General features: G+C 66.2%; 17 protein-coding genes. All 17 read right to left on the reverse strand.

All coding sequences use genetic code 11. From position 1 onward, the window contains the following. Window positions 1-28 precede the first annotated feature (28 nt). Entirely contained in the window at window positions 29-880 is an 852-nt protein-coding gene (locus tag ACX3O0_RS12240) for a zinc ribbon domain-containing protein (protein ID WP_459107910.1), read from the reverse strand. Between the two features lie 17 nt (window positions 881-897). Beyond that, window positions 898-1,467 (reverse strand): HhH-GPD-type base excision DNA repair protein, encoded by a 570-nt coding sequence (locus ACX3O0_RS12245; protein ID WP_459107911.1) that lies wholly within the window; start codon window positions 1,465-1,467, stop codon window positions 898-900. A gap of 30 nt (window positions 1,468-1,497) precedes the next feature. Then, complete coding sequence (locus ACX3O0_RS12250) at window positions 1,498-1,995, reverse strand: GNAT family N-acetyltransferase (protein ID WP_459107912.1); 498 nt, start codon at window positions 1,993-1,995, stop codon at window positions 1,498-1,500. Between the two features lie 9 nt (window positions 1,996-2,004). Continuing rightward, window positions 2,005-2,442, reverse strand: coding sequence for a pyrimidine dimer DNA glycosylase/endonuclease V (locus tag ACX3O0_RS12255; protein ID WP_459089243.1), 438 nt, complete (start codon window positions 2,440-2,442; stop codon window positions 2,005-2,007). Window positions 2,443-2,461: 19 nt separating this feature from the next. Further along, window positions 2,462-2,707, reverse strand: coding sequence for a carbon storage regulator CsrA (gene csrA, locus ACX3O0_RS12260; protein ID WP_459089245.1), 246 nt, complete (start codon window positions 2,705-2,707; stop codon window positions 2,462-2,464). Between the two features lie 185 nt (window positions 2,708-2,892). Then, entirely contained in the window at window positions 2,893-3,723 is an 831-nt protein-coding gene (locus tag ACX3O0_RS12265) for a hypothetical protein (protein ID WP_459107913.1), read from the reverse strand. After that, entirely contained in the window at window positions 3,698-5,746 is a 2,049-nt protein-coding gene (locus tag ACX3O0_RS12270) for a flagellar biosynthesis protein FlhA (protein WP_459107914.1), read from the reverse strand. Before ACX3O0_RS12270 ends, ACX3O0_RS12265 begins: the two co-directional genes overlap by 26 nt. A gap of 1 nt (window position 5,747) precedes the next feature. Continuing rightward, a complete protein-coding gene (locus ACX3O0_RS12275) occupies window positions 5,748-6,941 on the reverse strand; it encodes an EscU/YscU/HrcU family type III secretion system export apparatus switch protein (protein ID WP_459107915.1) in 1,194 nt (397 codons plus the stop codon). Continuing rightward, window positions 6,938-7,699 carry a flagellar biosynthetic protein FliR gene (locus ACX3O0_RS12280; protein WP_459089253.1) on the reverse strand — a complete coding sequence of 254 codons (762 nt, stop codon included), beginning with the start codon at window positions 7,697-7,699 and terminating at the stop codon, window positions 6,938-6,940. Before ACX3O0_RS12280 ends, ACX3O0_RS12275 begins: the two co-directional genes overlap by 4 nt. Before the next feature lie 13 nt (window positions 7,700-7,712). Beyond that, window positions 7,713-7,988, reverse strand: a complete 276-nt coding sequence (gene fliQ / locus ACX3O0_RS12285) for a flagellar biosynthesis protein FliQ (protein ID WP_459089255.1) — start codon at window positions 7,986-7,988, stop codon at window positions 7,713-7,715. Beyond that, a complete protein-coding gene (gene fliP / locus ACX3O0_RS12290; protein ID WP_459108477.1) occupies window positions 7,988-8,824 on the reverse strand; it encodes a flagellar type III secretion system pore protein FliP in 837 nt (278 codons plus the stop codon). Before fliP ends, fliQ begins: the two co-directional genes overlap by 1 nt. 2 nt (window positions 8,825-8,826) lie before the next feature. After that, window positions 8,827-9,330 (reverse strand): FliO/MopB family protein, encoded by a 504-nt coding sequence (locus tag ACX3O0_RS12295; RefSeq protein ID WP_459107916.1) that lies wholly within the window; start codon window positions 9,328-9,330, stop codon window positions 8,827-8,829. A 15-nt stretch (window positions 9,331-9,345) separates the two neighbouring features. After that, a complete protein-coding gene (fliN, locus tag ACX3O0_RS12300) occupies window positions 9,346-10,056 on the reverse strand; it encodes a flagellar motor switch protein FliN (RefSeq protein WP_459107917.1) in 711 nt (236 codons plus the stop codon). Beyond that, window positions 10,056-10,928, reverse strand: coding sequence for a flagellar motor switch protein FliM (locus tag ACX3O0_RS12305; RefSeq protein ID WP_459107918.1), 873 nt, complete (start codon window positions 10,926-10,928; stop codon window positions 10,056-10,058). The genes fliN and ACX3O0_RS12305 overlap by 1 nt, the downstream gene beginning before the upstream one ends. A 50-nt stretch (window positions 10,929-10,978) precedes the next feature. Continuing rightward, complete coding sequence (locus ACX3O0_RS12310; RefSeq protein ID WP_459107919.1) at window positions 10,979-11,824, reverse strand: flagellar motor protein MotB; 846 nt, start codon at window positions 11,822-11,824, stop codon at window positions 10,979-10,981. Continuing rightward, window positions 11,821-12,657: a motility protein A gene (locus ACX3O0_RS12315; protein WP_459089267.1), complete on the reverse strand. Its 837-nt coding sequence runs from the start codon at window positions 12,655-12,657 to the stop codon at window positions 11,821-11,823. The genes ACX3O0_RS12310 and ACX3O0_RS12315 overlap by 4 nt, the downstream gene beginning before the upstream one ends. Beyond that, the gene (locus tag ACX3O0_RS12320) at window positions 12,657-12,986 is read right to left on the reverse strand and encodes a flagellar FlbD family protein (RefSeq protein WP_459089269.1); all 330 of its coding nucleotides are present in this window, start codon (window positions 12,984-12,986) and stop codon (window positions 12,657-12,659) included. Before ACX3O0_RS12320 ends, ACX3O0_RS12315 begins: the two co-directional genes overlap by 1 nt. Window positions 12,987-13,135 lie beyond the last annotated feature (149 nt).

The raw sequence follows: 13,135 nt of genomic DNA on the forward strand, positions 1-13,135 counted from the left end.
TCGCTTCCGTTTCGCTACGCGACGCGACTCAGGTCAGCCGCTTCAGCTCTGCCGCCGCCTCGTCGACCTCCAGCGCGGCATCCCCCACCGCAGAGGCCACCTTCTCCCGTTGCCGCTTGAGGGAGTCGCGCTCGCGGTCCAGGGCGGCCAGCTGCTTCTGCAGGGCGGCGATGCGCTCCTGAAGGTCGGCGACCTCCCCTTCAAGTTCCTTGCGCTTCGGCCGCAATTGGTCGAGTTTCTCGTCCAGGTTCTCGGCCTCGGATTCGCGTTTCTCGAGCGCCTCCTCAGCGTCCGTCAATCGCCGCTTCGCCTTCGCGCGTTGCCGCTCGGAGATATCTGTGACCTTGGCCGTGCGCCCGGCGCGTGACGGCACCGCGACTGAACTGTCGACATCGACCGAGCCCCATCCCGAGGCCACCAGCGGTCCGGTCAGCACGCCGGCGGTGACCGCCTCGGCTGCATTCGGGTCAGCCAGCGCAGCCTGCAGCGTTTGCCCCACCTCATCGGCCGCGGCCGGGGCCAGAGCGCCTCCCAACTCCGCCGCCAGCGTGCGCGCCTGCTTCACCACCGCGGAGATCAACTGCTGCCGTTGCTTGCCGAGCGCCCGAAGTTCATCGGCATCCAGCCCGCTCTGCGCCTCCCGCAGCGCAGCACCCAGTTCGAGCAGCTGCCCCACCTCCTCGGAACGGTGGCGCGACAGCATGTTGACCGCCCACGCCGACACCGTCGGCTTCTTCAGCTGGCGGATGCGGTCGGCCAGTTCCCGGTCGCCGCCGTCACGGGCATCCGCCGCCTTCGCGTTTCGCGCCTTCGTGAACTCGTCGAGGGGCAGTGCGTACAGTTCGGTCGCGGCGGCGGCCAGCGGGTCAGCCTTGGCCATCAGTCCCTCCCCCGCGTCTACTTCTGCTTGGCTGCGGCCTTCGCCGCCTTCTTCGTCTCGCGCACCTTCGCCAAGGAGCCGGGGTCGACGATGTCGGCCACCGAGCGGAAGGCACCCTCCTCGCCGTAGCTGCCGGATGCCTCGCGCCAGCCTGGAGCATCCAGACCGCGCTGCTTGCCGAGCAGGGCCAGGAAGATCTTCGCCTTCTGCTCGCCGAACCCCGGCAGGCCCTTCAGGCGGCGCAGCACTTCTGCACCGTCCGGGTCATCCTGGGTCCAGATCGCCGACGCGTCTCCCGACCAGTCGTCCCGCACTGCGGCGCACACCGACTGCACCCGACCGGCCATCGAACCGGGGAAGCGGTGAACAGCTGGCGTCTGCTTGAAGACCTCGACCAGGGCATCCGGCTCGTAGTCGGCGATGGTGGCGGCATCCAGCGAACCGATGCGGTCGCGGATCTTCGCCGGGCCGGCGAACGCGCTCTCCATCGTCACCTGCTGGTCGAGCAGCATCCCGAGCAGGAGCGCGAGCGGATTCTCTGACAGCAGCGAATCCGCCGCGGGGTCACCGGTGATGTTGAGGGCCATACGTTCATCCTGCCACCGGATGCCGCGACGCTACAGCGTGCGCGTCAACCAGACGATCTCGCCCTTCTCGCCGGTTGTGGAATGGTCTCGTGCGAAGCCGATCTTCTCCAGCACCCGGAAGGAGGGGGCATTCCAGGTGCGCACGGTAGACCACAACCGTGCCCTGCCCGTCGCGGCGGCCGCGTCGACGACCGCCGCTGCGGCCTCTGTCGCGTACCCGTGGCCGTGTGCGCTGCGGAGCAACTCGTAGGCGATCTCCGGCTCCTCGAGGCTTGCCCGGCCGATGACCAGCCCGCAGTAGCCGAGGAACTCCTCGGTGCCCTTCAGCCGCAGGGTCAGAAGGTGGATGCCGCGGCCAGGGGCGGATGCCCGCGCGCCCTTGATCTCATCGATCGCCTCCTCGAGGGTCGGCTTGGAGTCGCCGCGCTCGCCAACCAGTTCGCGGTAGCCGGCGGCATCCGACTCCTCCCAGAGCTGTAGCGTGAGACGGTCGGTCTGGAGCGAGAACGGCAACGGACTGAAGGGCATAAATTCAGGCTAGAGGGATTTGGGCCGTTCCCAGCTTTCGATGCCGCCCGGGACAATGACGAAGAGCGGATGCGGCTCCGGCGTCACCAGGTCGGCGAACGCGTGGTACCGATCGAGGCTGCGCATGGCGAGCTTGGCCAGCAGGTAACCCCACTCGTAGTCGAGCTGTCCGTTCGCCAGCCGGATGGGTTGCACCTCATCGCCGCGGAGGATCTTCGTCTTCGTGAAGCGGTAGCCCCGAGCATCCGCCTCGGCTGCGACACCGCGCAGATACGCGCCGATCGCTGCCAGCGGGTCATCGGTGGCTCGGAACCGCTCCAACTGCGGATGGTTGCTGTAGCCGCCGCTGGTGTGTTCGACCACAGCCTGAGCGAGCAGCGCCTCGCGCCAGCAAGCGGTGAGCCCCTGCCGGTCGAGGTACCGCGGATGCACCGACCAGAGTCTCATCCGGCGATCCTATGCGCGACTACTCGAGTGGGGGCGGGGTGATCCCGAGCGCGGCCTTGATCTGGGCCTCCGCCTCGGCGGGTGCCTGCGCGGCCGCGACGTTCGACTCGCCGACCTGGCGCACGATCTCCTCGCGCTGAATGCGAACCCCACGCGGGGCGTCGATCCCGACACGGATGCCGTCGCCACGCACATCGAGGATCGTCACCACGATGTCATCGCCGATGAGGATTCTCTCCCCCGGCTTCCGCGTAAGCACCAGCACCGGTTCAGCCTACCGGCCCCACCCTAGAGGCGCCCATCTGCACGCACCCATGTCGCGATCGACGGACTTTCGTGTGACCCGCCGCAGAAACGGAGGGGCGGATGCGGGTGGCGGAAAGAAACACCGTCCGAGGCGACACAAGCGGGAGAGCGGTACGGCGGGGATGCGGATGCGGATGCGGGCAGCTAGACCCAGCGCACCGGCAGGCCGAGTTCGGCGACCGAGTCCGGCGTCGCCGTCAGCTCTCGCCCGAACGCGATCAGGCCGTCCACCGTCACCGCAGCCTTCACCGCGCCGACCCACCGTTCGGTGTCCGCCTGCTTGCGGGACGCATCGATGACAACAAACACCTGGTCGGCGTGCAGTTGGCGCAACGCCTCCGTCTTGCCGAAGTCGAACCCGGCCGAACCGAGCCCGAACGCCACCATCACACTGTGGCCGCCCTCCACACCGGTGGCCCTGGCGCCGAGCAACGATCGGCGGTCATCGACCCGCCCAACGCTCGGTTCGTACACGTCTCCGGCGACCCTCAGGGCGCTCTCCCCCACCGCCACGGTGCGGGCGATCCGCAGCGCGTCCCCGGCCAGCCCGACGATCACCACCAGGTCGCCTGCCCCGGTCAACGTTGCCGGTCCGGCGGATGCGACGGGCTGGGGAAGCGGGCGAACGGTGTTCACGGTGAGGTCGGCCATGATCGCCCTGAAATCGACCGACTCGGTCGACAGGCTCGGCTTGGCCGACTCCGTCACCAGGCCGATCTCGGCACTGTCGGCGTCGTCGAGCAGCGCCGCGATACCGGCCCGCGCTGGGAGGTCGAACTCGTGCGCATCCTGTGCCGTGTCATCCGGCACCTCGATCGTCACCTCGTAGTGCCGCTGGGCGAAGAACCCGGAGATGCCCCCGGTGGTGACCGCCTCGGCCGCGATGATCTTCGCCTTCGGCCCGTACTCGGCCTGCGCCCTCGCCGTCACTTCGGCGAGGGAGGCACCCTCAAGCTGAAATCGACTCGGCGACACGAACCACCCCTACGGTTTCGATGTTCACCTGCGCTGAGGTGACCTCCTGATAAGACAGTACCGGCAGCCCGTCGTTCTGGGCCGAGACCAGGCGTCGGATGGCCGGCCGCAACGCCGGTGCGCACACCAGCACCGCCGAGTTGCCCCCCGCCTCGACGCGCTCGACCGAGTCCTTCAGTGACGCCAGGACACCCTCGATTCCGGACTGGTCCATGAGGATCTGCGTTCCCAGCTCCGACGGGCGCATCCCTTCCAGCATGGACTGCTCCAGCAGCGGGTCGATCATGATCACCCGCAGCAGCTGGCCGTCGACGTGTTTCGAGGTGAGTGCCGGCCCGAGCGCCTGCCGTGCCGCCTCGACCAGACCCTCCGGATCCGTGGACATCTTCGCCCGCAGCGCCAGCGCCTCGTAGATGCGCGGCAGGTCGTTGATCGGAACCTGCTCGCTGAGCAGCCCCTGAAGAACGCGCTGCACCTCGGCAAGGGTGAGGAGGCCGGGCACCAGTTCATCGACCGCGGACGGGCTGACCTGTTTGACGCCTTCGGTGAGAACGCGAACATCCTCGCGGGAGAGCAGCCGCGCTGCGTTGGCGGTGATGATCGAAGACAGGTGGGTGACGACCACCGAGACCCGGTCGATGACGGTCGCGCCGGTCATTTCCGCGCTGTGCCGCATCTCGCTGGGGATCCACTTGCCGGCCAGGCCGAAGACGGGCTCCACCGTTGTCGACCCGGGGAGGGTGTCGAGGTTGTCCCCGAGGGCCAGCACCTTCCCGGCCGGCGCGACACCTCTGCCTGCTTCAACACCGGCGATGCGGATGACGTAGGTCGAGTACGGCAGTTCGACGCTGTCGCGGGTGCGCACCGGGGGCACGACGACGCCCAGCTCCATGGCGATCTTGCGGCGGAGCGAGCGCACCCTGGCCAGCAGGTCGTCGGATGCGTCGGACACGATGTCGACCAGGTTGGGGGCGAGCAGGATCTCCAGCGCGTGCACCCGCATCTGCTCGATGAGGTCTTCGGTGGTCTCAGCCTTGGGCGCGTTCTCCTGCTCCGCAGCCGCATCGTCGCTGGCCTGACGCCGAGTCTCGGCCGCCTTGATCCGCAGCCCCGCAATGATCAGGAACGACCCGACCAGGAGGAAGGGGAACAGCGGCATGCCGGGGATGAGTCCCATGATGAGTGCAGCAACGCCGGCAATGGTCAGCGCGACCCGCGACTGGCTGAGCTGAGCGGATGCGGTCGAGCCCATGTCGGACTCCGCGTTCGACCGGGTCACGATCATGCCGGTGGCCACCGCCATCAGCAGTGCCGGGATCTGCGTGACCAGGCCGTCGCCGATGGTCAGCAGCGCGTAGGTGTCGAGCGCCTCGCCGACCTCCATGCCGCGCTGCAGGATGCCGATCGCGATCCCGCCGACGATGTTGATGATGATGATGATGATTCCGGCGATCGCGTCACCCTTGACGAACTTGGACGCACCGTCCATCGCGCCGTAGAAGTCCGCCTCTGCCGACACTTCGGCGCGGCGTTCGCGAGCCTGCACATCCGTGATCAGGCCGGCGTTCAGGTCGGCATCGATGGCCATCTGCTTGCCCGGCATGGCGTCGAGGGTGAACCGCGCGCCGACCTCGGCGACGCGCTCGGCACCCTTCGTCACGACGACGAAGTGGATGACCACCAGGATCAGGAAGATGACCGCACCGATGATCATCGACCCGTTGATGGCGACATGCCCGAGGGCCTCGATCACCTGACCCGCGTAGGCGTCACCAAGCACCAGTCGGGTGGATGCCACGTTGAGGCCGAGGCGGAACAGCGTCGCCACCAGGAGCAGTGACGGGAAGACGGAGAAGTCGAGCGGCTTCTTCACGAACATGGTGGTGAGCAGGATCACCAGCGCCAGCATGATGTTGACGATGATGAGCACGTCGAGGACGCCGGCCGGCACCGGAACGACGAGCAGCATGATGATGCCGACGACTCCCATCGGCACGGCGAACTTGCTGAGATTGCGACCCATGTCAGTGACCTCCGGGGTTGGACGGTGTTGTTTCAAGCGATGCAGATTCGAGAGCGGAATCCGTGCGCCGGTTCTTGTGGCGCACGGGAGTTGCGGTGTAGTGCTGTGGACGGTCGGCATCCGGACCGGTGTGCACGCCACCGGTCGCCCTGCCGCGCGCCTTCAGCGACATGACGAAGGCGAGCACCCTGGCGACCGCGGTGTAAAGCTCGGCCGGGATCTCGTCGCCGAGCTCGCAGGCGGAGTGCAGCGCCCGGGTGAGCGGGATGTCCTTGACGATCGGAACCTTGTCGGTCTCCGCCTGTTCGCGGATGCGCGCAGCGATCTGACCTGCCCCCTTCGCCACGATGCGGGGTGCCGACTTGCCCGGCTCATACTTGATGGCCACGGCGAAATGCGTGGGGTTGACCATGACGACGTCCGCACCGGCGACGGCGGCGATCATCCGGTTGCGGCTCATCGCCAGCTGCCGGGAGCGGCGCTGCGACTTGATCAGCGGGTCGCCGTCGGAGTTCTTGTTCTCGTCTTTCACTTCTTTCTTGGTCATCCGGGTTTTCTTCCGGTTGCGCATCATGACCACGTAGAAGTCGGCGACGGCGAGGGCGATGCCGGCGAGGACCGCGGACTGCAGGAGCATCGTCACGCCGTCGTTCGCGGTGTCCAGCAGGCTGGCGACCGAGAGCCCGCCGGCGGACATCAGCACGGGTGTCATCGTCTGCACGACACCGTAGAGAACACCGCCGACCACCGCGGTCTTGAGCAGCGCCTTCACGCCTTCCCACAACGCCTGCAGGCCGAACACCCGCTTGACGCCATTCACCAGGTTGAATTGCTCGTACTTGCCGGTGAACTTCTTCAGGTGCACGCCACCCTGCGCGGCAGCACCGGCGAGCACCACGATCACCACGACGATGAAGAACGGCCCGAGGATGGTGACGAAGGAGGCGAGGCCCTGGCCGAGCGCCTCCAGCGCGACGAGCGGGTCGGGGTGTGCTGCGATCATCCCGACCGCGAATATCTGGTCGGTCCCCGCCTGGGACGCACGCTCCACGGTGATCGGCATCATCGCGCCGGCACCGCCGATGCCGAGCCACGCGGTCAGGTCCTGTGAGCGGCTGAGCTGCCCCTTCTCGCGGACCTCCTTCATCCGCTTCTGGGTTGCTTCTTCTGTGCGCTCTTCTGTGGTCTCGCTCATCGGGTACCTCCCGTCAGGAGGCCGACGGCTTCGCCGGTGAGGGAGGAGACGATGGATGGCATGGCCACGAAGACGACGGCGGCCAGTGTCACGGTGAGGAAGATCTTCAGCGGGAAGCCGAGTGCGAATGCGTTGAGCGCCGGGGCGACCCTGGTGAGCAGGCCGAGCCCGGCGTCGGCGAGGAAGAGTACGACAAGTAGTGGGCCGGCGATCTGAACGGATGCCAGGAACATCTGCGTGACGCCGTGCACCATCGCCTCAGCCGGAGCGGCGAGGTCGATTCCGCCACCGATGGGAAGGGCGGAGAATGACCGCGCGAGTCCGCCGATGATGAGCTGGTAACCGCCGGACGCGAACAGCAGTGCGAGGGCTGTCATGTGGAAAAGGCGGGCGAACTGGGCGCCGTTGATCATCGACTGCGGGTCGAACCCCTGGGCCATCTGGAACCCGCCGAACAGGTCGATCATGCTTCCGGCGGACTGCACGGCGGCGAACACGATGAACACCAGGAAGCCGAGCACGGCGCCGACCACGATCTCCATGACCAGGGCGCCGAGGAATCCGGGGAGTTCATGCTCGACATAGCCGGGGACGACCTGTGGTGAGACGGCGAGCGCCAGCCCGATGCCGAGCATTGCCTTGATGCGGGCCGGGAAGGCGTTGTAGGAGAACGGCGGCGCGATGAAGATGAAAGCAGTCATGCGCACCCCCGCGAGCATGACCGCCTCGATCCACCCCATCGAGAACGCGAGTTCCATCAGCTACTGCCCATCATCCGCCGCCGAGGAGGGATGGCAGCTTGTCGAACAGCTGCTCGGTGAAGGTGACGATCTCGGTGATCATCCAGTGGCCGCTGATCCACAGGGCCAGGGCGACCGCGACCGCCTTCGGCACGAAGGCGAGCGTCACCTCCTGGATCTGGGTGATCGACTGGAGCAGCGAAATGCTGAAACCGACCACCAGAGCGGTGATCAGGATGGGCGCTGCCAGCTTCCCAGCGACGAGGAGTGCCTGCAGGCCGATGTCCAGGACGGCGTTGGTATCCACTAGCCACCACCCCCGTAACTGGCGATGAGAGAGGTGATGACGAGGCCCCATCCGTCGACCAGGATGAAGAGCAGGATCTTGAATGGCAGCGAGATCATCACCGGCGGGAGCATCATCATGCCCATCGACATCAGCGCCGCGGCGACGACCAGGTCGATGACCAGGAACGGTACGAAGATGACGAAGCCGATGATGAAGGCCGCCCGCAGTTCGGAGATCATGAACGCCGGGATGAGGGTGAGCATCGGGACGGTGTCCGGGCTGACCGGGTTTTCCTGCGCGGCGGCGCGGGTCATCAGTGCGAGGTCTTCCTCCCGCGTATGCAGCAGCATGAACTCACGCAGGGGGGCGGATGCCAGGTCGATCGCCTTCGTGAAATCCACGGTCCCATCGAGGTACGGCTGCACGCCGAGTTCGTTCACGTCGCCCAGGACGGGGCTCATGATGAACAGCGACAGGAACAACGCGAGCCCGGCCAGCACCTGGTTCGGCGGGATGGTGGGCAGGGCGAGCGCGTTGCGGGTCATGGCCAGCACCACGAAGATCTTGGTGAACGACGTCATCATCAGCAGCAGGGCCGGCGCCACCGAGAGCAGGGTGATGCCGAGCAGCGTGACGATGGCGGATGACGGTTCGCCGTCCGGTCCGTTGATGTCAATGCTGAGCCCGCCGCTGCCGGGCAGCCCGGGTTCGACCGGCGGTGCCGGGTCGATGGGTGCCGCGTAGCCGACGGTGGTCGTGGTGAGAACGAGGGCGGCGGCGACCACCAGGGTGGGCACGCCAAGCGCCAGCACCCGGGTGAATGCACCGGAGCGGATGCCCCGGCTCGCCGCCATGGTCATCGCGCCCGCCGAAGGGCGGCCGCAGTGCGCTTCCAGGTCGCTGCCGACAGGATCGAGCCGTCGAGCGCGGTGGTGCGCTGCTCCGGCAGGTACACGACCGGTGCCGGGTTGGCCTGCTCGGTCGGCTCAGCCTGCAGTTCGGAGAGCACCCTGGCGAACGCTGCCCCTCCGCTCGGGCGGGTGGTGCTGACTCCTGGGATGGTCACCGGAATGCTGGGGGCCGGCGCAAGCTCGCGCACCGGTTCCGCCGTCGGTGTTTCGCTGGTGTTCAGCACGGTCACCGATTGCTCGGTGACGCCGAGCAGGAAGCGCTGGCCGTCGACATCCATCACCACAACGGATGCCTTCGCACCGATGCTCTGCTTGGTCACCACGTTGACCGCTTTGGTCGCGCGCGGGAGGCGCCCGCTCCTGGTCAGCCGGCGATGGGCGTACCAGATCGCTGCCAGTACCACTGCGAGGGAGAGGAGCACCCGCAGTGCGAGATAAATGGTTTCCACGTGTTTGGGCGTCTTCTAGCCGAGGCCGTCGGCCACATCGAGGATCTTGGTGATGCGAACCGCGTAGTCCTGGTCGATGACCACGATCTCGCCGTGGGCGATCAGCCGGCCGTTGAGCAGCACGTCCGCGGGCGCTCCGGCCGAACGGTCGAGCTCGATGACGGCGCCCGGTTCGAGGCTCAGCAGGTCGCGGATGGACATCCGGGTGCGCCCGATCTCCACCGTGAGGGCCATTTCGACGTTGCTGATGCGGCCGAGTTTGTGGGTCACATTACTCTCAGACTTCGGGGTGGCGCCGGTGACGACACCCGACTCGCGGATGCGGATGGCGAACCAGCCGGTCGGTGCACCACGCCCGGCCAGTACGAAGACGACGGTGTCCGGGTCGGCGAACAGCGCGGTCGCGTCCTGGGTCGCAACCTCACCGAGTACGCCGGAACCGAGACTCTCGACCGCACCCTCGAGGGCAGGTCGCAGCACGTCGCCGAGCGAGACCAACGCCGAATCCGGGCCGGCGGCAACCGTCATGGCGTCCGGGTCGGTGAGCACGACGGCCAGGTCAGCGGATGTCTCCCCTACGAACGAGACGACGACCGCCTCGGTCAGTGGAACGGTGGGCGCATCCGAAGCGTCCAGCATGGTGGCCTTCAGCTTGGTTGCGCTCGGAAGCAGTGACGCGAGGGCCGCGGCGGCCGCCGCGTTCTGGTCAAGGGTGGTGGTCTTCACTATTTCTCCTCGGTGTTGACGATGACGCAGGCCAGTCGGGAACCGTTCGAGCCGACGGCCGCGTGTGCGAGGGCCTGACCCTCGACGGCAACGTCCAGTGGACGGTGCTGTGGGTGGGGAAGGTGCAGCACGTCGCCGACCGCGAGGTCGAGGATTCGTGCGGGGCTGACGGTTGCCGAGTTGAGCCTGAGCGACACTTCGACTGGTGCCCTCGAGAGTTGCGCGGTGACCAGTTCACGCGCGTTGTCGGCGGTGACCGTCGGGTTCGCTTCACCCAACTGTGCGAGCAGCAGGTCAGCCGGAATCGCCAGGGTTGCTTTCGTCGTGTTGTCGCCGACCCTGACTGTGTAGGTCGAGACGATCATGAGGTCGCCGGTCGCGGCTGCCTGGGCGAACTGCGAGTTGTACTGGATGGCGTCCAGTGAGATCGGGTTGACGAGCATCTGCCCGAGCGAGTAGCGGAGGTCCTCGAGGGCGTCCTCCATGAGGCGTCTGACCAGTGCCTGTTCGATCAGGGTGAACTTGCGCTCAGGCGGGGTGGGGCCGGTGGCGCCGCCCAGCATGTGACCGACCCAGGAGAGGGCAGCAGCTGCCGGGAATTGGATGACCGCCTTCGCATCCGCACCCTCGAGCTGGCAGAGCACCATGGCCGTCGTCGACGGCAGCGATGTCGCGTACTCGTCGTAGGTCTGCATGAGCACCTCTTCGCAGGTGACCTGCGATACGACGCGCACCTTGGCGGTGAGCTGGGTGCCCCATTGGCGGGCGAACGTCTCGAACGACAGTTCGAGCACGCGGGAGTGCTCCCTGGCGAGGGTGGTGGGGCGACGGAAGTCGTACAGCTCAACCGTGCGTCCCGGCACCCTGGGCACACCAATAACTGCTTGTTCCTGGACCGTCACGAAAGGGACTATCGGCCCCGCTACCCTGGCGGTAAGCGATCTGCCTCCCGCACCCCCTGTTCTGGGACGTTCAGATGGCGCTCGATCACCATCGGGATGAGGGAGCGCACCGTCTCCGGCTGGTCGGACAGCACGACGATGTCGACTCGCCGGTTCTTCGCCAGTTCCGCGGCACCGCTCCCCTCCGCTACCGGACGTGCGTCGCCGTACCCGACTGACGCAATCTGTGCGGGCGGCATTCCGCCCCACTCCACCAGCCGGCGTAACACCTGGGTTGAGCGTCCGGATGCCAGTTCCCAGTTGGTTGCGAACGGATACGCGGCCTGGCGGTGGTCGGCGTGTCCTTCGACGCTGACCTGGTATTGACTGGACACCAGCACCGGGGCGACGGAGTCGAGCACGCTGGTCGCAACACCGGACAGGTTGATGCTGTTGTTGTCGAAAAAGGTCTCGGACCCGATCAGCCGAACGGTGAGGCCACGCTCATCCAACTCATACTCGACGGTGTGGGCGAGGCCTTTTGCCTGCAGGCTGGCGTCGATCTGCTCCATGAGCTCTGTGAGGCGGTTGACCTCCTGGATCGCCAGTTCGAGGTTGCTGAAACCGACGTCGGTCGCGTTGACCATTTCCTCCGGTACGACGACGCCTTCGGCCGTGTCGATGGCGCCGACATCCGTTGCACCGAAGCCGGTGGCCAGCGAGTTAGACAGCTGCTCGTACTTCTTCTGGTCGACAGTCGACATGGCAAACAGAACGATGAACAGGCACATCAGCACCGTGATCATGTCGGCGTAGGAGACAAGCCACCTCTCATCGACGTGTGTCTCTTCCGCGTGATTAGTGCCGCGCCGACGCCGGGAACTCATGCTGCTTCCGCAACGTTGGAACCCTTGGACTCTTTCGACTCTTTCGAACCCTTGGCACCCTTGGCAGCCTTGGATGGCTTCGGCTGGTCGTGGTGGGGCACCAGGGCCTGAAGTCGGTCACCGAGGTTGCGCGGCTGGCTGCCTGACTGCACGGCCAGGATGCCTTCCATGGTCAGGGTCATCCGCTGGACGTCGAGGTCGGCCAAACGGCCGAGCCGTCCGGCGATCGGCAGCCAGATGAAGTTGGCCGAGAGCACCCCCCACAGGGTTGCGACGAACGCCGCTGCGATCATGTGACCGAGTTCGTCGGGCTGGGACAGGTTCTCCAGTACGTGGGTGAGCGAGACGACCGTTCCGATAATGCCGATCGTCGGTGCGTACCCGCCCATGGATGCATAGAACTTGCTCGCCGACCTCGCCGAGCTCTCGTAACTTGAGATCTTGTCTTCGAGGATGACGGTCAATTCCTCGGCATCCATCCCGTCGGCAATGCTCTGGAGGGCGCCCTTGAGGAAGGGGTCGTCCACGTTGTCAGCCTCCTGCTCAAGGCTGAGGAGTCCCTCGCTTCGCGCTTTCTCTGCGATGGCGACCATTTGATCGATCATCACCTGCGGCTTCGAGACTTTACCCAGGAAGGCCCGCGGCAGCGCCTTGACAGCATGAATCGAGTCTTTGATTGTGGCACTGGCGATGCCTACGGCGATTGTGGCGCCGAACACGAGGATCATCGGCGCGGGAATCAGCACCGACATCGGGCTGGCGCCCTCCATGATGATCATCGCCAACAGGGAGCCGAAGGCGAGGGCGAGGCCAATGATTGTGGCGGGATCCATCAGTTCTTCCGTGACTGGATCGGAGTCGGCCGAACCGGCTCGTGCTCGACGAGCATCAATTCGTCGCCTGACTTGTCACTGTCATCACTCGCAAGCTCCAACCGACGGGAACCCAATTGGTGTAGCGGTGAGGGAATCTGGGTGGCCATGGCGACGACCCGGGCACGATAGGCCGCGATCATCTCGATGACTTCTGTCATCGACTCGGTGACGATGTACTTGCGACCGTCGACCATCACGATGGTGGTGTCCGGGGCCTGATGGATGCGCTCGATAAGGTCGGGGTTGATCGCAAATTGACTGTCGTTCAGTCGCGTCACAACAATCATCAGCCCGTCCCTGGCTTTCTTTAACTAACTTCGGGCTTCCTGCCCTCAGTGCGTACTATCGGCTACCGCAGTGCGGGTGTAAGACGCCGCAGAAACACCGTGCACCCCGAGAATCCGCTCCTGTGCCTCCTCCGAAGACCCGCTCCCTG

This window comes from Homoserinimonas sp. A447 (assembly GCF_054489325.1).

Coding starts and splice junctions, on each gene's coding strand:
- ACX3O0_RS12310 (WP_459107919.1), bottom strand. CDS start 11,824: ATGAGTTCCCGGCGTCGGCGCGGCACTAATCACGCGGAAGAGACACAC.
- fliP (WP_459108477.1), bottom strand. CDS start 8,824: ATGGCGGCGAGCCGGGGCATCCGCTCCGGTGCATTCACCCGGGTGCTG.
- ACX3O0_RS12280 (WP_459089253.1), bottom strand. CDS start 7,699: ATGGAACTCGCGTTCTCGATGGGGTGGATCGAGGCGGTCATGCTCGCG.
- ACX3O0_RS12320 (WP_459089269.1), bottom strand. CDS start 12,986: ATGATTGTTGTGACGCGACTGAACGACAGTCAATTTGCGATCAACCCC.
- ACX3O0_RS12245 (WP_459107911.1), bottom strand. CDS start 1,467: ATGGCCCTCAACATCACCGGTGACCCCGCGGCGGATTCGCTGCTGTCA.
- ACX3O0_RS12250 (WP_459107912.1), bottom strand. CDS start 1,995: ATGCCCTTCAGTCCGTTGCCGTTCTCGCTCCAGACCGACCGTCTCACG.
- ACX3O0_RS12240 (WP_459107910.1), bottom strand. CDS start 880: ATGGCCAAGGCTGACCCGCTGGCCGCCGCCGCGACCGAACTGTACGCA.
- ACX3O0_RS12275 (WP_459107915.1), bottom strand. CDS start 6,941: ATGAGCGAGACCACAGAAGAGCGCACAGAAGAAGCAACCCAGAAGCGG.
- ACX3O0_RS12255 (WP_459089243.1), bottom strand. CDS start 2,442: ATGAGACTCTGGTCGGTGCATCCGCGGTACCTCGACCGGCAGGGGCTC.
- ACX3O0_RS12270 (WP_459107914.1), bottom strand. CDS start 5,746: ATGGGTCGCAATCTCAGCAAGTTCGCCGTGCCGATGGGAGTCGTCGGC.
- ACX3O0_RS12315 (WP_459089267.1), bottom strand. CDS start 12,657: ATGGATCCCGCCACAATCATTGGCCTCGCCCTCGCCTTCGGCTCCCTG.